Consider the following 19,832-nt stretch of genomic DNA (forward strand, 5'->3'; position numbering starts at 1 on the left):
CCCCAGCACCACCCCCAGCACCCCGTACATCAAGAGGTCGTCCAGCAGCTTGGGTGTGAGGAAGGCATGCCCCTGCTTCAGGCGGAGGTTGCCCATCCCGATGAACAGCAGAAAACCCAACAGGTACATCAGGCCATACCAATGAACGGCGAGCGGGCCAAGCTTGATCGCCACCGGGTCGAACTGGGGATGAATGAACATTTGTCAGCGATGTGCGTTTGCGGTAAAAGAGAGATGACGAAATTATACGGAAAGCGTTCCCCCGCGTCGCGCTGCAAGCAAGGCAGCCCACGCGGCCGTTCGGCATTCTGGCACCCGATGTCCGGACTGCGTCGCGGCTACCCGCCGCTGGCGTCCCTGGCGAGCCGGCTTTCCGCTACCGATTGAGACTGAAGGATTCGCAATGCCCCAATACCGTTCCCGTACCTCGACTTCCGGCCGCAACATGGCGGGTGCCCGCGCCCTCTGGCGTGCCACCGGCATGAAAGACGACGACTTCGGCAAGCCGATCATTGCCATCGCCAACTCCTTTACCCAGTTCGTACCGGGCCACGTTCACCTGCAGAACATGGGCCAGTTGGTGGCGCGGGAAATCGAAAAGGCCGGCGGCGTCGCCAAGGAATTCAACACCATCGCCGTCGACGATGGCATCGCCATGGGGCACGGCGGCATGCTGTACTCGCTGCCCTCGCGCGACCTGATCGCCGACAGCGTCGAATACATGGTCAACGCCCACTGCGCCGACGCGCTGGTGTGCATCTCCAACTGCGACAAGATCACCCCGGGCATGCTGATGGCCGCGATGCGCCTCAATATTCCGGTGGTGTTCGTCTCCGGCGGCCCGATGGAAGCCGGCAAGGTGCAGTGGGGCAACGACATCCGCAAGCTGGACCTGGTCGATGCCATGGTCGAAGCGGCCAACAGCGCAGTATCCGACGAGGACGTCGACCGCGTCGAACGCTCCGCCTGCCCGACCTGCGGTTCCTGTTCCGGCATGTTCACCGCCAACTCGATGAACTGTCTGACCGAGGCGCTGGGCCTCAGCCTGCCGGGCAACGGCAGCCTGCTCGCCACCCACGCCGACCGCAAGGAACTGTTCCTCAAGGCCGGCCGCACCATTGTCGAACTGGCCCGCCGCTACTATGAGCAGGACGACGAATCGGTGCTGCCGCGCGCCATCGGTTCCAAGCAGGCGTTCGAGAACGCCATGAGCCTGGACGTGGCGATGGGCGGTTCCACCAATACCGTGCTGCATCTTTTGGCCGCTGCCAACGAAGCCGGCGTCGACTTCAAGATGGCCGACATCGACCGCATCTCGCGCGCCGTACCGTGCCTGTCCAAGGTGGCCCCGGCCACCCAGAAGTACCATATGGAAGACGTGCACCGCGCCGGCGGCGTGGTCGCCATCCTCTCGGAGCTCGACCGCGCCGGCCTGATCCACCGCGACGTGCCGACCGTGCACAGCAAGACCCTGGCCGAAGGGCTGGAAGCCTGGGACATCCGTCGCAACGCGCCGGACAGCGAAGCGCACCGCTTCTACCGCGCCGCGCCGGGCGGTGTCGCCACCACCATCGCCTTCAGCCAGAGCATGCGCTACCCGACGCTGGACGACGACCGCGCCGAAGGCTGCATCCGCGACAAGGAGCACGCCTACAGCCAGGACGGCGGCCTGGCCGTGCTGTACGGCAACATCGCCGAGCGCGGTTGCATCGTGAAGACCGCCGGCGTGGACGACTCCATCCTCAAGTTCACCGGCCGGGTGCGCATCTTTGAAAGCCAGGATGCCTCGGTAGAAGCGATCCTGGCCGACCAGATCGTCGCCGGCGACGTGGTGCTGATCCGTTACGAAGGCCCGAAGGGCGGCCCGGGCATGCAGGAAATGCTCTATCCGACCAGTTATCTCAAGTCGAAGGGGCTGGGCAAGGCGTGTGCACTGCTGACCGACGGCCGCTTCTCCGGCGGCACCTCCGGTCTGTCTATCGGCCACGTCTCGCCGGAAGCGGCCGAAGGCGGCGCGATCGGGCTGGCGGAAGAGGGCGATACGCTGGAAATCGACATCCCGAACCGCACCATCCGCCTTGCCGTCTCTGACGAGGAACTGGCGCATCGCCGGGCCAAGATGGAAGCGCGTGGCAAGGACGCCTGGAAACCGCTGGACCGTCAACGCACGGTAAGCGCCGCGCTGCGCGCCTACGCCGCGATGACCACCAGCGCCGACACCGGCGCGGTGCGCGACGTGTCGCAGGTAGAGCACAAGTAAGTAGGGCGGATGTCCCGCAAGGCGGGGCGATCCGCCGCCAGCCTGGCAAACTTCGGCCTCTCCATTATCGAGGTGGTCAAATTGTTTGGCAGCAACAGAACGGCAGCTCGGATGAGCTGCCGTTTTTGTTTTTCGGCTCGTTCCAAAGGAACTGTCGCTTGTCCCCGTCTCTTCGGTTCCGTGCCTAGAATGGGGAAGAGGGAGTCTTGCCCCATGCCGGCTGGTGAAGGATATCGGTTGTTTTCTCTTGGATTAAAGAGATGATGAACCTCGCCGGTGGTCGCTTCGTGTGTGGAATGCACCAGGCTGGGGGCAGGAACATGCATGGATCGGATTGGCGGGAACGATGGCCCAGGAACTACAGCGGTGGTCACGACAAGTGACGGAGAGCAGCAATGCGCTGGATCTGGAGACCGGTGTGTTCACGCTAGATAACCCGCGAGAGATCGCCCTGTCGCTGATGCGGTCGGCCGAGCGAAGCGACCGGCGAAAGGCAGACCCCTTCCGCTCGGCGATGTCGATGCTCTCCTTCTATATCAACCGCGCCGGGCGCCAGCTCTCCGCACCGCAGCGCCAGCTCCTGGAGCAGGCGAAGGACGAACTGCGCGCGCTCTATGGGAAGCCGCGTCGGCAGTCGTGAAGCTGGCTTCTCTTTCCTGACGGCAGTGCCAATCTAAACCATTGCCTGTTGCCGGGGAGTCAGAAGAAGTATCAGGCCTTGGAGCCGGTTCACGATCTGTCGCAAGCCGCCCTCAGCGGGGTGAGGAGCAGTGCAGTAACCGGAATGTGCGGGAGAAATGAGGATTTCCGATCGCGGAGCGAATCCCGTTGTGCCCATTTTCGAGGTATCCAGCGAAAGATTCGCACGCAATGCACATGAGCCCCGGTCAGGAATGCGCAGCAAGATCGTGAACGGGTTCTGGGTCCCTCTGAGCATACGTCAGTATCTGTTGTCGCATGGAGTCACTTTCGTGGCGGAGTTGTTGCTTCATCCGATTTTGGCGCGGGGTATCGTTATGCCATGGAACTTTTTTGGGCGCGGCTGCTCTGAACTCGACTGACACAATCGTGCTGTCTGCGAGGCGCAGAGATAACATGCAAACAATTCACAACCGAACATGAAAATGTTCGGTTTTGTTTTTGTTGCACAAGAAATGAAGAATAAATTGGTGCATTGCACAAATTTATTCGCCCCCGCTGTTGCACTGCAATGGTGCCGTTCCCGATGTGTCCGGGTAACGGTGCATGACGGGCCGGGTTCTTGCTGCGGCCGGCGTAACGCCAGATGGGGCAGGGTTTTCAGCTTACTTTAAACAAAGTGAGGCTGATTTGATGAAAATCAAGGGCTTTGTCGGGAGGAAAGGCGGGGAATAGGCAAAAAAAATGCGCGGACATTTGTCCGCGCCAAGTCTACAAAGGAGAAATAGAGGAGAAACTATCAAGAAGCAATTGCTGCGTCTCAACAAGGACAGATTATCCAGATTGGTGCGGGGGCTGTCAACAGCAAAGTGTTGCAATGCACGAAAAAGATGCTTCGATGTCGCACATTGGAACATCCAAGTGTTACTAATCGAAAATCGAGTGGCCCTCTCCCCGCTGGCCTGCCGCTGTGCGACAATCTTTCCTTTTATCCCTGACGCAGGATTTCCTCATGTCCATGCTGCATCCCGCTCTCCCCGATCCCCGCCTGTACCCTGATCCCATGCCCAGCAACATGCTGATTCATTACACCCTGTCGGTGTTGAATGCGGCGTCCGATAGCGACCGGGAAGCGTGCCGGGTCTCGCTCAAGCAGGCCGTAGCCGACATCCTGGAGCGCGGCGATGTGCTGACGCTGTCGGTGGCGCTGGCGATGGTGCCGTCGCAGGCCGCCTACCGTGTGCTGTGGGAAGCCCTGCGTGCCGCCGCCGAGCAGCCGGAAGGGCGCCATGCCGTGATCTTCGCCGTACCGCTGGTACTGGTGGCCGGGGCCAAGCCGGAGGCGGCGTTGCCGGCGCGCATCGAGGATGTGGACGGACTGAACGCGCTACTCCGCGAGCATGGCGTGTTCGCGCCGGGGGCCGAGGTGTTCTTGTCGGGCAAGCTGCTGCACCCGGACACGGTGGCCGGCATCTCCTCGGCACAGCTCTACCGCTTCACCCGCTCACTGGTCGATGCCGCGCGCGGTCTGCCGCTGGAGCTCGAACCGTCCGCCGTCACGGTCAGAAACGATGGCGTGTTCCTGCGTTACCTGATCGGCGTGGCGATCCAGGAGGAGGGCGAGCCGGCCCCGGTCAAGCTCGGTGGTGCGGTCGGGCCGTGGGGCATCCCACTGATGAAGTTCCTCGGCGAGCAGCTGAAAACCGACGGTGTGACGCTGTTCCCTATCGCGCGTCCGCCGCAGGCGCTGCTGCAGGCCATAGTGGCGGGCGGCAGCGCGCGCCAGGAAGTGACGTTGCAGGCCTTTGCCAGCAGCATGATCCGCAAGCTGCGCGATATGGGGCAGGAGCCGGTGGCGGTGCTGTCCGCGCATGAGAATGGCGAGCTGCGTTGCACCATCTCCGCTCCGGGCGACGAGAAAAACTGGGAGGGCTTCGTCTGGCAGCTGTCGCCGCTGGATTCGGTGCCGCTGATCGCGTCGCAGTTCTGCGAACTGATGGCCGAGTGCCGGGTGAGCGACGTGCGCGTGGTGCCGCAGGTACAGCCGGATCAGCAGAACGGCATTCCGCTGTTCCTGACCGCCGACGATATCCCGGCGCCGGGTTCGACGCTGCAGTAATGATGTCTCGGGACATGAGCCGGATTCATGCTCATGTCCCGAATTGCTCATACCAATGGGCCGCGCATTTGAGGTAAAATCGCGCATCTCGATTAACCCTTTGATTGGAAGAGTCAAAGATGTTTGCAGCCGATCTGACGATCGCCAAGTACGATCCGGAACTGTCCGCGGCGATGGACGCCGAATACCGCCGTCAGGAAGACCATGTCGAACTGATCGCCTCCGAAAACTACGTCAGCCCTGCCGTGATGGAAGCCCAAGGCTCCGTCCTGACCAACAAGTACGCCGAAGGCTACCCGGGCAAGCGCTACTACGGCGGCTGTGAACACGTCGACGTGGTGGAGCAGCTGGCGATCGACCGCCTCAAGGCGCTGTTCGGCGCCGAGTACGCCAACGTGCAGCCGCACTCCGGCTCGCAGGCCAACCAAGCGGTGTACGTGTCGGTGCTGAAGCCGGGCGACACCATCCTCGGCATGAGCCTGGCGCACGGCGGTCACCTGACCCACGGCGCGTCGGTGAACATCTCCGGCAAGCTGTACAACGTGGTGCCGTACGGCCTGGACGAGAACGAAGTGCTGGACTACGACGCCGTCGAGCGTCTGGCGCGCGAACACAAGCCCAAGATGATCGTGGCCGGTGCTTCCGCCTACGCGCTGGAAATCGACTGGGCGCGTTTCCGCAAGATCGCCGACGAAGTGGGGGCCTACCTGTTCGTCGACATGGCTCACTACGCCGGCCTGGTGGCCGCCGGTGAGTACCCGAGCCCGGTGCCGTTCGCCGACTTCGTCACCACCACCACGCACAAGACCCTGCGCGGTCCGCGCGGCGGCGTGATCCTGGCCAAGGCGGAATACGAGAAGGTGCTGAATTCGGCGATCTTCCCGTGCCTGCAGGGCGGTCCGCTGATGCACGTCATCGCCGCCAAGGCCGTGGCCTTCAAGGAAGCCGCGTCGCCGGAGTTCAAGGCCTACGCCCAGCAGGTCAAGCAGAACGCTAAGGTGATGGCCGAGGCCCTGATCGAGCGCGGTCTGCGCATCGTGTCGGGCAAGACCGAGTCGCACGTGTTCCTGGTCGATCTGCGTGCCAAGAGCATTACCGGCAAGGACGCCGAAGCCGCCCTGGGCCGCGCCCACATCACCGTCAACAAGAACGCCATCCCGAACGACCCGGAAAAGCCGTTCGTGACCTCCGGCGTCCGTATCGGCACCCCGGCCATGACCAGCCGCGGCTTCGGCGAGGCGGAAGCCAAGCTGCTGGCCAACCTGATCGCCGACGTGCTGGAAGCGCCGAACGACGAGGCCGTGACCGCGCGCGTGGCCGGTGAAGTCCAGGCGCTGTGCCAGCGCCTGCCGGTGTACGCTGCCAAGTAAGCCCATCGTCACGCCTGTGTGATACTGAAAGCGGCCTTCGGGCCGCTTTTGTTTTTTCGGACAGGGGTTTAAGGCGGCCCGGCGATGTCCGGTGCTTGTCCTGGTGGGCCGATTGGAGTGGGCCCGAACGAGGTGGAGCGGCGCGGCGGCACCGCGCGGCGACGCGCTCTCTTGACGAGCGTCAGAAACGGTGGCGTTAACGCTCCCGACCTTTGCTGATACCATCGTAGGATTATTACTAGCCAGGTCGTCACATCATGAAATGTCCGTTTTGCGGCAACGCCGACACCCAGGTGATCGATTCACGCGTCAGCGAAGACGGCACCAGCATCCGTCGCCGCCGCCGCTGCCTGGCGTGCGAAAAGCGGTTTACCACCTTCGAAACCGCCGACGTGCGCATGCCGCAGGTGGTGAAGTCGGGTGGGCATCGTTCCGAGTTCGATGTCGAGCGGGTGCGCACCAGCTTCCTGCGCGCGCTGCACAAGCGCCCGGTGCCGACCGCGCTGGTCGACGACGCCATCGACCGTATCTGCCACCGCCTGCTGCAACTGGGCGAGCGCGAGGTCAGTTCGCGCCAGATCGGCGAGATGGTGATGAATGAGTTGGCGAAACTGGATAAAGTAGCCTATATCCGTTTTGCCTCGGTATATCGCAGTTTCCAGGACGTCTCGGAGTTTTCCGAGGCGATCAAGGAAATCCAGAAATCCTCGTGAGAGAGTCCATGACGTTTTCCGCGGTTGACCACGCCATGATGGCGCAGGCACTGAGGTTGGCCGAACAAGGCCTGTACACCACCACGCCGAACCCCCGGGTCGGCTGTGTCGTAGTGCGTGACGGCGAGGTCGTGGGCGAGGGCTGGCATATCGCGGCCGGCACCCCGCATGCCGAGGTGCACGCCCTGCGCATGGCGGGCGAGCTCGCGCGCGGCGCCACCGCCTACGTGACGCTGGAGCCGTGCAGCCACTATGGGCGCACCCCGCCGTGTGCCAAGGGCCTGATCGAGGCCGGTGTCGGCCGCGTGGTGGCGGCGATGCAGGATCCGTATCACGAAGTGGCCGGGCGTGGCCTGGACATGTTGCGCGCTGCCGGCATCGTGGTGGCGGTGGGCTTGCTGGAGGCCGAGGCGCGGCGCCTCAACAAGGGTTTCTTGTCGCGCGCCGAGCGCGGCCGGCCGTGGGTGACGCTGAAGGCGGCGGCCTCGCTGGACGGCAAGACCGCTTTGTTGAACGGCGCCAGCCAGTGGATTACCGGCCCCGATGCGCGGCGCGACGTGCATCGCCTGCGCGCCCGTTCCTGCGCCATCCTGACCGGCAGCGGGACGGTGCTGGCGGACGATCCGCAGCTGACGGTGCGCGAGGTGTTTACCCCACGCCAGCCGCGGCGGGTGGTGGTGGATAGCCGGTTGCAGACGTTGCCTGGGGCGCGCATCTACCGCGACGGCGAAACCATCCTTGCCACGGCGGTCGCCGACGCGGCGCGCCACCAGCCTTACCTGGAGCAGGGGGTGACGGTGTTGGCGCTGGGCGATACCGCCGGCCGGGTCGATCTGGCTACCTTGCTGGCGCGCCTGGCGCAGGAAGGCGTGGGTGAGCTGATGGTCGAGGCGGGGGCCGGGCTCAACGGCGCCTTGCTGCAGGCCGGGCTGGTCGACGAGATCGTGCTGTACCTGGCGCCGACGCTGCTGGGCGACGCGGCGCAGGGTTTGTTTGGCTGGCCGGCGCTGGAGTCGCTGGCCGGGAAAAGGAATGTGGTGGTCCGTGATCTGCGCATGGTGGGTCAGGACGTGCGACTGGAGTTGGCAATACCGTCCTGCTGAGGGTGAGTGGCGGGCCGGGCAATGAGGGAAGTGGCAACAGCACAAAAATCAGAACATAACGGAGGATGACGATGAAACTGGCAGCAAAGCAGCTGGAGCATGTGTCCCGACTGGTGTTGAAAGCCCTGGGTTGCAAGGAAAAGGAAGCCGTCATAGTCAGCCGGCACCTGGTCGAGGCCAATCTGCGTGGCCACCCCAGCCACGGCATCGGCATGCTGCCGTTTTACGTCGCCAGCGTCCGCAACAAGACGCTGCGTCCCAATCAGGCTGCCCGGCTGGTGCGTGACGCCGGGGCGATCCTGCAGTTTTCCGGCGAGCGCGGTTTCGGCCAGCGCGTCGCACGCGAGGCGGTGGACGCCGCCATCTGGCGCGTGCGGGAAACCGGGGTGGCCCTGCTCACGGTGCGCAACGCCCATCACATGGGGCGCATCGGCTGCTACGGCGAGCAGTTGGCCAACGCCGGCCTGGTCGGGCTGTTCTTCGTCAACGTCACCGACGTGCACATGCCGATGGTGTCGCCGTTTGGCGGGACCGCCGGACGCTTCGGCGGTAATCCGATCTGCATCGCCTTTCCGGGCACCGACAAGCACCCGGCCTTCATCCTCGATTTTGCCACCAGCCGGGTGTCCTACGGCAAGACGCGGGTGGCCTATCTGGCCGGGCAGCGTTTCGAGGAGCCGGTGCTGCAGAACCATGCCGGCCATCCCTCCCATGACCCGCGCGTGATGTGGGAGGAGCCGCAGGGCACGCTGCGGCCGATGGCGCACCACAAGGGCGGCGGCTTGCTCGCCGCCACCGAGTTTCTCGCCGGGCTGCTCTCGGGCGGTGGCACCTCGCAGCCGGAGCGGCCGCGCCAGGGTGGCATCCTGAACCAGATGACGGCGTTCGTGGTCGACCCGGCGCAAACCGGCTCGCTGCCGTGGCTGCAGGCCGAGTACGATGCCATGACCGAGTACATCAAATCGTCGCCGGCGCAGGAAGGTGGCGACCCGGTGCAGATGGCGGGCGAGCCGGAGGCGCGCCGACGTGCCGATCAGCTGGCGAATGGCATCGAGTTTTCCGACAATGAATGGAATGTCATCCGCACCGCCGCGCTCGAGGCCGGGGTGATGGCGCATCAGCTGGACGAAGCACAGGAGCTGGCATGAAGGACATCGAGGACGCCCTCGAGGCGTACCTGAACCTGATTCACCGCAAGGGGGCCACCGAGCAGGTGGTATCGGAGCGCCGCCAGCTGCTGAAGAAGCTGACGGCGCTGCTCAACGGCCACCCCAAGGACATCGAGTTGTTCCGGCGGGCGGTGGACGTCTACCTCGAGCGCTGCCCGCACGAGGACCGGGTCACCGCGCTGACCTGCGCGCGCGAATACTATTACTTCTGGCTGGGCGACATAAAGAAGCTGGCCGAGCTGACCTCCCGTTCCGGCTTCACTATCCACAACCCGCGCATGGACATCGCGGCCTCGCTGGACGAGCTGCTGCAGCGCATGAAGCAAGCGAGTTTCGACCGCTTTCCGCCGTCGTTGGAAATCTACCTCGGCAAGCTGTTCGAGGGGGGCATGAAGGAGCGCCAGATCGCGCCGCGCGAGCAGATTCTCAAGGCCATGCTGTACCTGCTCGACGGCCAGCCCTACAAGCCGGAAAACTACCGCATCGTGGTCGACGCCATGCTGCTGCAGTTGACGTTCGACGACAATGAGTCGCGCGTCGCCTTCCTGCAGCTGGCGCGCGAGTACTTCTACTACTGGCTGTCGTTCCCGCCCGCCGCCGAACGCAGCACCATGATGACCCCATTCTGAGCGGGCGTCGCCTTCGCCCGCCGCTGCCGCGCGTGCTGCTTTCTCGTCTTGAACGCGCATAGGCGGGTGGAATGCGCCATCGGCGCCGCGTTCTCGTTTCCCGTGCGGTTTGGAATTACACTGTCCGGCACGACACCGGGAGCCGCTATGACCACTCTTTCCGCCTATTCCGCGCTCGCGGAACGCTTCACCCGCCTCTACCGTTACCACCACCTCCACGCCATCGCCTCGTGGGACCAGGCCACGATGATGCCGGCCAAGGGCAACGAAGCCCGGGCTGCGGCGTTGGCCGAGCTGCAGGTGCTGATCCATCGCACCCTGACCGAGCCGGGCCTGGCGGGCCAGATCGCCGCCGCCGAGGACGAGCCGCTGGATGACATGGCGCGCGCCAACCTGCGCGAGATCCGCCGCAGCTGGGAGCAGGCCAACCTGCTGCCCGAGGCGCTGGTGGAGGCCAAGGCGCTGGCCGGCTCGCGCTGCGAACACGCCTGGCGTACGCAGCGCCCGGCCAACGACTGGTCGGGGTTTCTCGCCAATTTCCGCGAGGTGGTGCGGCTGTCGCGCGAGGAGGCGCAAAGGTTGGCCGAAGCCACCGGGGTGCGTCCCTACGACGCGCTGATGGACAAGTTCGAGCCCGGCATGAGCAGTGCCGAGATCGAGCGGGTGTTCGAGGAGGTGAAGGGCTGGTTGCCCGGACTGATCCGGCAGGTGCGGCAACGCCAGGAAGGGGAAACGGTGCTGGCCCCGGCCGGGCCGTTTGCGGTCGAGCGGCAGCGCGCGCTCGGTCTCGACGTGATGAAACTGCTCGGTTTCGATTTCGACGGCGGCCGGCTCGACGTCAGCGTGCACCCGTTCTGCGGCGGCGTGGCCGAGGACGTGCGCATCACCACGCGCTACCGCGAGGACGACTTCGTGCAGAGCCTGATGGGCATCGTGCACGAGACCGGGCATGCCCGCTACGAGCAGGGACTGCCGCGCGACTGGCTCAGCCAGCCGGTGGGGCAGGCGCGTTCGATGGGCATCCACGAAAGCCAGAGCCTGTCGTTCGAGATGCAGCTCGGGCGCAGCCCGGCCTTCCTCGAACTGATCGCGCCGCTGGTGCGACGGCATCTGGGCGAACAGGAGGCGTTCTCTTCGGCCAACCTGGCGCGGCTCTACACCCGGGTGCAGCCCGGCTTCATCCGCGTCGACGCCGACGAGCTGACCTACCCGGCGCACATCATCCTGCGCTTCGAGATCGAGCGCGCGCTGATCGAGGGCGAGATCGAGGCCGAGGACATCCCGGCGTTGTGGGACGAGAAGATGCAGGCCTACCTCGGCGTCGACACGCGCGGCAACTTCCGCGACGGTTGCCTGCAGGACATCCACTGGACCGACGGCAGCTTCGGCTATTTCCCCAGCTACACGCTGGGGGCGATGTACGCCGCGCAGTATTTCGCCGCCCTGCGCCGGCAACAGCCAGACTTGGACGCACAGATCGCCGCCGGCAATCTGGCCCCGGTGTTCGATTGGCTGGACCGGCACATCTGGTCCCAGGGCAGCCGCTGGGAGACCGGCGAACTGGTGGAACGCGCCACCGGCGAGGCGCTCAATCCGGCCTATTTCCGCGCCCACCTGAAGCGGCGCTACCTCGGCTGAGCGGTGCCTGCTGGGCAAACAACAAACCCGACGTTGTGGCGGCGTCGGGTTTTGTCGTTGGACGAGGTTCAGGCGGTCTCGGTGATGGTCTGGCACACCGCAACCCACTCGCCGCCGACCACTTCGGCCAACCTTTGCGGGCTGATGCGTACCGCGGTGTGCACGCCGCCGGCCGCCGGCATCACCTCGTCGAAGTCCCTGAGCGATTCGTCCAGATAGACCGGCAGCGGCGTGGCCAGGCCGAACGGGCAGACCCCGCCGACCGGATGCCCGGTCAGCCGTTCCACATCCTCGCCCGGCAGCATGCGGCCCTTGCCGAAGGTCTCCTTGAACTTGCGGTTGTCGATGCGGGCATCGCCGCGCGCCACCACCAGCACCACGCGCTCGTCGGCGAGGCGGAAAGCCAGCGTCTTGGCGATACGCCCCGGCTCGACGCCGTGTGCCTCGGCCGCCAGCGCCACGGTGGCGGTGCTGGTGTCGAGTTCGATGATGGGAATGTCGTGCCCGGCGCGGGCAAAGAAATCGCGGACGGATTGCAGGCTCATGGACGTCTCGGCTGGCAGGTAGGGAGCCGTCCATTATAAGGGCAAGGTGACCGAGTGCAGGAGGGGCGCGGCGGCAAAGGCCGCCCCCGTGGATGGCGAAGCGGTGTTACACGGTCGCCGTACCGATCTTCTTGACTACCTTGCGTCCCAAGAGCGAGGCCAGGAGGCCGTTGACGAAACGGGCCAGCCGTCCGCCGGCGTCGGCTTCGGCGGACAGGCCGCCGAGCGAGACGGTCTGCAACAGGCCGCTCTCGTGGATCAGCTCCATCGCGAAGTGCGCTTCGCGATAGGTCAGCCCGCCCAGGTGGGTCGGATCGTCGCGTCCCAGGTCGCGGCCGTCCATGACGTCGATATCGAAGTGCACGTGCAGCCCGACCACCCCCTGGCCGACCGCGGCGATGGTTTTCGGCATCAGGCTCGCCAGGCCGTGGCGGTCGATCTCGTCGATGGTGATCAGCCGCACGCCGTAGTCGTCGAGCAGCGCCTTGTCCTCCAGGCTGGTGTGGCGCACGCCGATCAGCACGGTGTTTTCCAGGCTCGGTCCGCGCTTCTGCTTCTTCAGTGTGAGCAGCCGGTCGATGTTGCCACGCGAGGTGAACACGATGGCGCCGGCGTCCTGGCCCGCGACGTGGCCGACCGGGATCGGCGTGTCGTGCCAGGTGCCGCCGCTCAGGATCAGCGGAATCTGCCGGAACGAGCGGTAGAACAGGCCGTACAGGTTGTCGTTGTCGACCGGCGCCTTCCAGAAGAAGCTGTCGGCACTTTTCTTGCCGTGCTCGACGCATTCGTGCCCGATCGGCTCCAGTTCCTCGCGCAGGCCGTTGAGCAGCAGGTGGCTCGCGAGCGGCTCGCAAGCATCGGTCAGCTTTTCCACCAGGTTGAACAGCTTGATCACGGTCGCCTTCGCCGCTTCGGCGCGGTGCAGGCGGTATTCTTTTGCCACGTAGGGCGAGGTCATCGCCATCAGGAGCGCGCCATAGTCCAGCGTGAAGGCGACGCTGTCGCCCAGTCGGTAGGTCGCCTCTGCCGCGCTGGCGTCGACGATCAGATGGTCGCTGCTGGCGCCCAGCACCTGCAGACGCTCGTCGGTGGGACGCAGCCCCTCGGGGGCGATGTCCTCGCGTCCCATGGCCAGGATCAGCCGGCGCGCAGGGCGGTCTTCGCCGTCGAACACCGGGCGGCGGCCGAAGGCGTCCTCGCCGGACAGTCCGTAGGGGCGCGACGGCTTGGTCTTGGCTTCGATCACGTCCGCCGTCAGGGTGTAGGCGTCCTTGTGCAGCTTTTCATATAGCCCCGGCGGGGTGGGCGATTCGGCCAGCATGATGCTGGCACCGAGACGCAGGTGGTTGATGCCGGGCGGCAGCTGTCCCTGTTCCAGCAGCGGCAGCGAGAAGGTGTTGCCGCCGGAGACGATGGGCAGCTTGATGGCGTGGCGGCGGCGGATCTCCTCGGCGAGATAGGCCAGGTTGGAGAGGTTGTCGACAGTGGGCTGGATGCCCCCGACACAGGCCAGGTTGGCACCGATCCCGATCAGACGCACCCCGGCGAGCGCCAGGATCTGTTCGACGTAGTCCATGGTCTCGTGGGGCAGGATGCCCTCGCGCAGGTCGCCCAGGTCGATCATCAGCACCACGTCGTGCACTACATCCAGTTGCAAAGCTGCACGTGATAGCGCCTGCAGCGTCGGCAGCTCGGAGTTGAGGCTGATATCGGCGTGGCGCACCACCTGTTCCGCCTCGCCCGGGGCCGGGGCGCGTATCAGCATCAGCGGCACGGCGATGCCGTCGCGCCGCAGCCGCACGATGTTGTCGAGGCGCGAGTCGGCGATCTGCGCCACCCCGCCGCGTACCATGGCGCGGGCCACCCGGGGTGAGCCGCAGGCCGACTTGGTGACGCCGGCAACCTGGATGCCCTGCGCCCGGCAGGCCTCGACCAGCACGCTTGTGTTTTCTTCGATGCGATCAAGATCGATGATGATGCGAGGACCTGCCATACCTGTGCTCCACTGCGTTGAACGTCGAATCGGTTACGGTGCGGTTGGCGTTATCAGCTACCGTAGATGTCGAAGTTGAAGTATTTCTTCTGCACCTTCTGGTACACGCCGTTGCCACGGATGGTCTCGATCGCCTTGTTCAGGCGCTCGCGCAGCATGTTGTTGCCCTTCTTCACGGCAATGCCGGCACCGTAGCCGAAATACTTGGTATCGGAAATCCCCGGTCCGGCGAAGGCGTAGGCCGGCGCACCGCCGCGCTTGAGGAATTCGGTATCGGCCACGACCTGGTCGACGAATACGCCATCCAGCCTCTCGGTCTTCAGGTCGAGGAAGGCCTCAGTGACCTTGCCGTAGTTGACGATCTGCACTCCCTTCTTGCCCCAGTGGTCCTTGGCGTAGCGTTCCTCGGTCGAGGCGCGCAGCACACCGATGCGTTTGCCGCTAAAGTCATCCTTGGTGACCTTGACCACGCCGTTCTTGGTGACCATACGGCTCGGTGTTTGGTAGTAGCGGTTGGTGAAATCGACGGCTTTCTTGCGCTCGTCGGTGATCTGCATCGACGACAGGATGGCGTCGAACTTGCCTGCATTGAGGGCTGGAATCAGACCGTCCCACTCCTGCGGCACGATCTCGCAGGTCACCTTCATCGCTTCGCACAGCGACAGCGCGATATCCACGTCGAACCCTTCCAGATGGCCGTCGGCTGCCTGCTTGGCGAAGGGCGGGTAGTTGCCGTCGATACCGAATCGGATCGTTTCCGCCTGAGCCATCAGCGGGGCCATGGACGCAGCCAGCAACAGCGATAGTGCAGTCTTTCTCATGTCATTCTCCTCCGGTTCTCTTTGATCGCTCCCCCTTTTAGTGGAGGGTAGGCGGGCTCAGAGTGTCACAGGGGGAGTGGGGGCTCAATAGCTCTTTTTCTGGTCAAAAAATGACTTCGGCATTAATGTTTTTGGCATTCGACTGCGAAGCTTGCTGGATGGAGAGTGGCTCAAAATAGTATTTTGTATACAGAAAAGCGGGTGTCGTGTTTGCCTTGGGTGATGTCGTAAATCCGTAATGCTAAATTGTGGCAAAAGGAGGGGCTCGGCAGCACGTGGTGCTTAGTAGGGAATATCCTCGCCGGTACAGGTGAACCATGTGGAATCTCAATGGGGAAGGCAGAAGGTTGGTCACAATGAGCATGCAGCGGTTAACCTTTAGGCTTAACTCTGCCTCGCGATACCAGATGGTGGCACCGGAGCGGGGGCCAGGGAAACCCGGCATTACGTCGCCGGCTGCAAAGCATTGATGTACGTCAGGCTTGGCTGGTGTCCACCCTGCCTGGGGGCCGGTCAGGCCAGCCTCGACACGACTGCTGCTGGGTTTAGCCTTGGGGTAGAAGCCTTCCAGCGGGACTGCATATAAAATGCTCGGTTACACTGTGCACCTTGAGCATCGGATTCAGACAGATTATTTTTTGAAAGCATTACCAACAACATTAACATTGACGCAAATTCCACCCTTACAATACAACTCAACCTTGGCATCTTTCCCCAAAAACCAAATATGTTCCGAATCGCCAAAATCAAATTGGTAGTAGTTATGGGGGAGGCCAATTTGCTTAATTATGCTTTCAATGTTTTTTCCTATTAACTTTGATTCATTCTCACAGAAATAAGTTGCCAGATATTTTTCCGGAAATCGCATGGGGGTGTAGTCAATTACAATTCCATCACCATTAGTGACAAGAAGAGTAGAGTGATCACCAATCCCCCATGCGTATCCTGTTGTATTTAGATGCCTATCATGCTTGCCTAAAGGAGGCCCTATTAATCTGATCGCCTCGTTGATATGAAGGCCCAAGAAATGATTTCTCCCATCAAATATCATTCTCCGTCTCCGTATCTCCCTATCTCCATGTATTGATAACAAAATATATACAATTAGAAATACTAGAAATATCTTTATGATCAACATGTATATATTGAATTGATAGGCTGTTGATACAGCTGTTGTAATTGGAAAATCACTCCAGTCATGACTGGAAGCTTTCTGTTTCTGGCTGCATTCGAATTGGAGCGGCTATCAGTTTCACCACAAGAAAAAACTGCAATCTGTCAGGGTTACTCTGCCTCGCGATACCAGATGGTGGCACCGTAGCGGGAGTTGGGGAAATCGGGCATGACTTCGCCTTGGGCACAGGCACGGCGAGTGTCAGGCTTGGCCGGGGTCCACCAGAGTCCTGCCTGCGGGCAGGGGTGGCCGGCTTCGACGCGGCCGGTGCTGGGTTTGTCCTTGGAGTAGAAGCCTTCCTGCGGCACTGCGATGTAGCGGTCGGATACGCGGCGGATCAGGGTCCAGGTGGGGATGACTCGCTGCCTTTCTTCCCAATAACCATCCTCATCTTTTTGCACGCCTTGGAACACTTCAATCTCACGCATGCCCTTTTCTTTCAATGAGTCAGGCGACAATTGATTAGTCCGGTACGGGTGCAGGAACTGGGCGCACGCATTGTCAACATCGGGCAGGTACAGGCCCGTGACCAGCACTGGATCGCCGGGGCGAATCACCACGCTGTGATCCAGCTCGTAAGCAGGTATGCGATTAGGAAGATCCGAGCCATGCCTATGGACTTCCTCGCAAAGATAGGTGAGGTCCCCTTCCCCCCATAGCCCCTGATTCGTAGCTTGAATATTGCTGTCCATTTTGCTGGCCTTGCTCTCGCAGGGGCCGATCTGATCAAGAAGATCCTGGCTTATCCAGCCATCCCAGTACTCCACCGCGCCTTTATGCAGATCGTAACCGACCCCCCCTCCTATACGAAAAGCCCGGGGGTCATCGTGGCTACGGTAAATAAACGCATTCATCAACTTTTGTAAGGTGCTTCTGAAATTAGGCAATACAACTGTTCCCCAGCTCACGTCGGGCTGTTCTGATAGGTGGCGGGAGCGCAGATCAGCCGGAGCCTGGCGCATATAGTCATCCAGCGCCTGCTCGTGCAGGCGTACCACTTCGCGCCAGGTATCGCGCAATTCACCGATGTACTCCAGCGAGGTGTAGCGTTCCAGTAGGAAGCATTCTTGCGGGTGCAGTTGGGCCATTATTGTCTCCAGTTATTTTCCAGCTTCGGGATACCGATATGGGCGTCCAGATCGCCGGGCAGATCATCATCGGTATACCCCCAGCCGGTAGCTTTGCGCTTACTGGCAAAACGCCTGTCCATATCTTTGGGATCGAGCACGATCTGCAGATAACCGCCTTCCAGCGAAAGATCCGTATCTTCCATCTGCTGTGTAGCCGCACGCCCCTCCCAGACTTTCAGCGGTTTACCCGGTGGCACGATGTAGGTGACAAATTCACCATTATCGTTCCAGTTTTTCCACACGGCAAAGTGACGCCGCCAGTCGGGCTTACCTTTCAGCTTGTGGAATTCCTCTTCCCGCATCCAGCAGATGCTGTTATCGGTCGAGCGTGGCGATACAACACGGAATAGCTTGGTGCCAGGAGGCAGCTCTACGGCCTTGAGCGTGTTAAAGGTCTTTACTGCGTTCAACGTTGGACGCTTTGTACCGCCTATTGCAATGTCCGGCCAGCCTCGGCGTATGGCTGCTTGCTGGCCAGCTGTTATGTCTATCAGTCGAGGATATTTGATAGGTGCATCCACATCCACCCACGAGGGCTTCACCTTGTTTAACCACACAGCCTCCTCACCCTCGTTGATAGGTTTGACCGAGTGTGGATTGATGCGGCCAATGGTGGCGCGGCGTGACAGATCGCCTTCGATTTCCAGCCTCTTGGCCAGCCGCCCCAGCGTTTCATTCAGCGGTCCGATGGCTTTCTTCAAGCCGTCATTAGCCTTGTTGCGCACGTCGGCAATCAACTGGATGGTGTTTTGTACCGGTTGCTTGATTGACGCCGGTCCCCAGTCCGCCGCCCGCTGCAGGATGGCCTTGGCGACCCCAGCCAGTTTGTCGTAGGCCGTCAGCAGCTGGTTCAGCTTGATCTTGGCCTGCAGCTTACGTACCTGTTCGGCAAGGTAACGGTAGGGGTTATAAATGTGCAGCACACTCAGCGTCTTGCGTACTGCTGGCTGATCTAGCAGCTTGTTCAGGCCTCCGATGGCCGATTCAAAGGCCTTCTTGTCAGCGATTTTCCCGGCCATGTTAAAACCGGCCTTGCGCAGGTACAGGAACATCACCTTGCACGCACCCTTGGCAAAGGAGCCCAGTACAGGGAACAGGCCGACCAAGGTCAGTGCCAACGCTACCCAGGCACCGGTGTTGTTGCTGTCTTTCGAGATGTTGCGGCAGTTCGCCACCAGGTCGCGCACATCGCAGATCTGGTCCACGAAGGGGATCATGGAGATCAATGTGCCGGTGACGACTTGGCCAGTGCTCTGATTGTCGTTGAAGTCTCCCTGGATCACCGCCCAAATCCATAGGCCAGTTGCCTGCAATTTGTCGCCGGCACTATCTAGCCAACTCTTGGGGGCGCTTTGAAACCAGGCCAGAGCCTGTTCCAGCTCATCCATTACGTATTCCCTCCATTACCGCCAGCGGGTAATTTTTGTTCAATCTGTTGCTGCAGCAGGGAGAGTGGATCTACTTCGGCTTCCGGTTTCGGTGGCGGCAATTCGTAAGACACTTGCGCAGGTTCCAGCGGGACAGCCTGGTGGCGTTGGCCAACCCCGGCCTGGTCCAAGGTGCCGGCCAGAGTCATACCGCCATCGAAGCGGATTTTGTATTTGGCATCAGCAATGGGCTTGCCTTCTGCATCCATCAGGCTGGCGGCAATCCAGTGCTTGCCGGGTTGGGGGAGTGGCGGAAAGCTGACGGGCAGAGTGGCCGGTCCAGTCAGCGCATGATCCGCCCCTTTGATGCTGACGGTATCCGGGCAGTGGATGTCGATATTGCCGCCCGAAAGCCGGATGTAACCGCCGCCGCTGGTGAGCAGGATTTCTTCTTTGGCGATCACCACTACCTTGCCCTTGCAGGAGGTGATGGTCACATCCCTGTCTGCAGTCAGCTCCATCGCATCGCTCTGCGCCTGGACCTGCACCTTGCCCTTGGCCGCGATCAGCTTGAGCGCAATCCGGTCCTTCACCCCGGCCACGAACAGGCTGATGTGCTGCCCCACGTTGTGCAGCCAGCGCCGGCCCGAGGTCTGCTGGATATCGCGCTGGGCGATTTGGTCGATATTCGTCCCAGCCGCCAGGGTCAGGCTGTTGTCGGTCGTTGCGGCGAGGCCGGCCGGGGCGCTGAGGATCATCAGTGGCTGCTGGCCGGCTTGAGCCAATCCCTCACCTGTTGGAGCGATGTTGGATTCTTTATGACTGAGCGAGGTAGCGGAGCGTCGCGAAGGAATAGTGTTAGTTCCGGCTTCCCACGCCTTCAGCGCCGCGGCGTGGTGCTGCAGGTGGCCGTCGGCTTTCTTCGCTCCCTTGCCGTTGTCCGGCTGAATCGTCTCCGGCCCGATTTCAACGGTATCGGCCAGCTGCGCGGTAGCGGTCTCGCCGAGGGACTGGCTCAGGCTTAGCGCGGCGTCGAGCTGGTTCTGGGCGCCGTCGCGCGCCAGCTGTTTGCCAGAGGCTGAGGACTGCGCTTCGGTGCTGAGCAGCAGGCCGTGGCCGGCGCGGATCGCGCCGTGGCGGTCGGTGCGCAGTTCGAAGCCGT

General features: G+C 62.4%; 17 protein-coding genes. 9 read left to right on the top strand and 8 right to left on the bottom strand.

Features of this window, described 5'->3' with window-relative positions; all coding sequences use genetic code 11:
• On the bottom strand, window positions 1-201 hold a 201-nt coding region (locus tag AC3WG5_RS18505; RefSeq protein ID WP_492570153.1), incomplete at its 3' end, for a prolipoprotein diacylglyceryl transferase family protein.
• Between the two features lie 202 nt (window positions 202-403).
• On the opposite strand from AC3WG5_RS18505, the gene ilvD reads away from it, so the two are divergent.
• The 9 genes from ilvD (at window position 404) to AC3WG5_RS18550 (ending at window position 11,640) form a co-directional block, all read left to right on the top strand.
• A complete protein-coding gene (gene ilvD / locus AC3WG5_RS18510; RefSeq protein WP_008953071.1) occupies window positions 404-2,260 on the top strand; it encodes a dihydroxy-acid dehydratase in 1,857 nt (618 codons plus the stop codon).
• Between the two features lie 346 nt (window positions 2,261-2,606).
• A complete protein-coding gene (locus AC3WG5_RS18515; protein ID WP_492570155.1) occupies window positions 2,607-2,900 on the top strand; it encodes a DUF3175 domain-containing protein in 294 nt (97 codons plus the stop codon).
• A 1,011-nt stretch (window positions 2,901-3,911) separates the two neighbouring features.
• Complete coding sequence (locus AC3WG5_RS18520; protein WP_492570156.1) at window positions 3,912-5,018, top strand: hypothetical protein; 1,107 nt, start codon at window positions 3,912-3,914, stop codon at window positions 5,016-5,018.
• Window positions 5,019-5,137: 119 nt separating this feature from the next.
• Window positions 5,138-6,388: a serine hydroxymethyltransferase gene (gene glyA / locus AC3WG5_RS18525; protein ID WP_492570158.1), complete on the top strand. Its 1,251-nt coding sequence runs from the start codon at window positions 5,138-5,140 to the stop codon at window positions 6,386-6,388.
• Between the two features lie 257 nt (window positions 6,389-6,645).
• Window positions 6,646-7,101, top strand: a complete 456-nt coding sequence (nrdR, locus tag AC3WG5_RS18530; RefSeq protein WP_008953066.1) for a transcriptional regulator NrdR — start codon at window positions 6,646-6,648, stop codon at window positions 7,099-7,101.
• 8 nt (window positions 7,102-7,109) lie between these two features.
• The gene (gene ribD / locus AC3WG5_RS18535; protein ID WP_492570159.1) at window positions 7,110-8,204 is read left to right on the top strand and encodes a bifunctional diaminohydroxyphosphoribosylaminopyrimidine deaminase/5-amino-6-(5-phosphoribosylamino)uracil reductase RibD; all 1,095 of its coding nucleotides are present in this window, start codon (window positions 7,110-7,112) and stop codon (window positions 8,202-8,204) included.
• 71 nt (window positions 8,205-8,275) lie between these two features.
• Window positions 8,276-9,352 (top strand): malate/lactate/ureidoglycolate dehydrogenase, encoded by a 1,077-nt coding sequence (locus AC3WG5_RS18540; protein ID WP_492570161.1) that lies wholly within the window; start codon window positions 8,276-8,278, stop codon window positions 9,350-9,352.
• A complete protein-coding gene (locus tag AC3WG5_RS18545; protein ID WP_492570162.1) occupies window positions 9,349-10,002 on the top strand; it encodes a hypothetical protein in 654 nt (217 codons plus the stop codon). Before AC3WG5_RS18540 ends, AC3WG5_RS18545 begins: the two co-directional genes overlap by 4 nt.
• 147 nt (window positions 10,003-10,149) lie before the next feature.
• Window positions 10,150-11,640 carry a carboxypeptidase M32 gene (locus AC3WG5_RS18550; protein ID WP_492570164.1) on the top strand — a complete coding sequence of 497 codons (1,491 nt, stop codon included), beginning with the start codon at window positions 10,150-10,152 and terminating at the stop codon, window positions 11,638-11,640.
• Window positions 11,641-11,708: 68 nt separating this feature from the next.
• Here the strand turns inward: AC3WG5_RS18550 and AC3WG5_RS18555 are convergent, their stop codons facing one another.
• The 7 genes from AC3WG5_RS18555 to AC3WG5_RS18585 all read right to left on the bottom strand — a co-directional run.
• Window positions 11,709-12,185, bottom strand: coding sequence for a YbaK/EbsC family protein (locus tag AC3WG5_RS18555; protein WP_492570166.1), 477 nt, complete (start codon window positions 12,183-12,185; stop codon window positions 11,709-11,711).
• Window positions 12,186-12,291: 106 nt separating this feature from the next.
• Window positions 12,292-14,178 (bottom strand): alanine racemase, encoded by a 1,887-nt coding sequence (locus AC3WG5_RS18560; protein ID WP_492570168.1) that lies wholly within the window; start codon window positions 14,176-14,178, stop codon window positions 12,292-12,294.
• A 53-nt stretch (window positions 14,179-14,231) separates the two neighbouring features.
• On the bottom strand, window positions 14,232-14,999 hold the full coding sequence (locus AC3WG5_RS18565; protein WP_294864157.1) for a transporter substrate-binding domain-containing protein: 768 nt from the start codon (window positions 14,997-14,999) through the stop codon (window positions 14,232-14,234).
• A 631-nt stretch (window positions 15,000-15,630) separates the two neighbouring features.
• The gene (locus AC3WG5_RS18570) at window positions 15,631-16,050 is read right to left on the bottom strand and encodes a hypothetical protein (protein ID WP_492570169.1); all 420 of its coding nucleotides are present in this window, start codon (window positions 16,048-16,050) and stop codon (window positions 15,631-15,633) included.
• Window positions 16,051-16,283: 233 nt separating this feature from the next.
• Window positions 16,284-17,261, bottom strand: a complete 978-nt coding sequence (locus tag AC3WG5_RS18575) for a hypothetical protein (RefSeq protein WP_492570170.1) — start codon at window positions 17,259-17,261, stop codon at window positions 16,284-16,286.
• Entirely contained in the window at window positions 17,261-18,691 is a 1,431-nt protein-coding gene (locus AC3WG5_RS18580) for a hypothetical protein (RefSeq protein ID WP_492570172.1), read from the bottom strand. The genes AC3WG5_RS18575 and AC3WG5_RS18580 overlap by 1 nt, the downstream gene beginning before the upstream one ends.
• On the bottom strand, window positions 18,691-19,832 hold a 1,142-nt coding region (locus AC3WG5_RS18585; RefSeq protein WP_492570173.1), incomplete at its 5' end, for a DUF2345 domain-containing protein. The genes AC3WG5_RS18585 and AC3WG5_RS18580, both read right to left, overlap by 1 nt.

The organism is Pseudogulbenkiania sp. FW507-F1, from assembly GCF_058781125.1.

Coding starts and splice junctions, on each gene's coding strand:
- ilvD (WP_008953071.1), top strand. CDS start 404: ATGCCCCAATACCGTTCCCGTACCTCGACTTCCGGCCGCAACATGGCG.
- AC3WG5_RS18515 (WP_492570155.1), top strand. CDS start 2,607: ATGGCCCAGGAACTACAGCGGTGGTCACGACAAGTGACGGAGAGCAGC.
- AC3WG5_RS18520 (WP_492570156.1), top strand. CDS start 3,912: ATGTCCATGCTGCATCCCGCTCTCCCCGATCCCCGCCTGTACCCTGAT.
- glyA (WP_492570158.1), top strand. CDS start 5,138: ATGTTTGCAGCCGATCTGACGATCGCCAAGTACGATCCGGAACTGTCC.
- nrdR (WP_008953066.1), top strand. CDS start 6,646: ATGAAATGTCCGTTTTGCGGCAACGCCGACACCCAGGTGATCGATTCA.
- ribD (WP_492570159.1), top strand. CDS start 7,110: ATGACGTTTTCCGCGGTTGACCACGCCATGATGGCGCAGGCACTGAGG.
- AC3WG5_RS18540 (WP_492570161.1), top strand. CDS start 8,276: ATGAAACTGGCAGCAAAGCAGCTGGAGCATGTGTCCCGACTGGTGTTG.
- AC3WG5_RS18545 (WP_492570162.1), top strand. CDS start 9,349: ATGAAGGACATCGAGGACGCCCTCGAGGCGTACCTGAACCTGATTCAC.
- AC3WG5_RS18550 (WP_492570164.1), top strand. CDS start 10,150: ATGACCACTCTTTCCGCCTATTCCGCGCTCGCGGAACGCTTCACCCGC.
- AC3WG5_RS18555 (WP_492570166.1), bottom strand. CDS start 12,185: ATGAGCCTGCAATCCGTCCGCGATTTCTTTGCCCGCGCCGGGCACGAC.
- AC3WG5_RS18560 (WP_492570168.1), bottom strand. CDS start 14,178: ATGGCAGGTCCTCGCATCATCATCGATCTTGATCGCATCGAAGAAAAC.
- AC3WG5_RS18565 (WP_294864157.1), bottom strand. CDS start 14,999: ATGAGAAAGACTGCACTATCGCTGTTGCTGGCTGCGTCCATGGCCCCG.
- AC3WG5_RS18570 (WP_492570169.1), bottom strand. CDS start 16,050: ATGATATTTGATGGGAGAAATCATTTCTTGGGCCTTCATATCAACGAG.
- AC3WG5_RS18575 (WP_492570170.1), bottom strand. CDS start 17,261: ATGGCCCAACTGCACCCGCAAGAATGCTTCCTACTGGAACGCTACACC.
- AC3WG5_RS18580 (WP_492570172.1), bottom strand. CDS start 18,691: ATGGATGAGCTGGAACAGGCTCTGGCCTGGTTTCAAAGCGCCCCCAAG.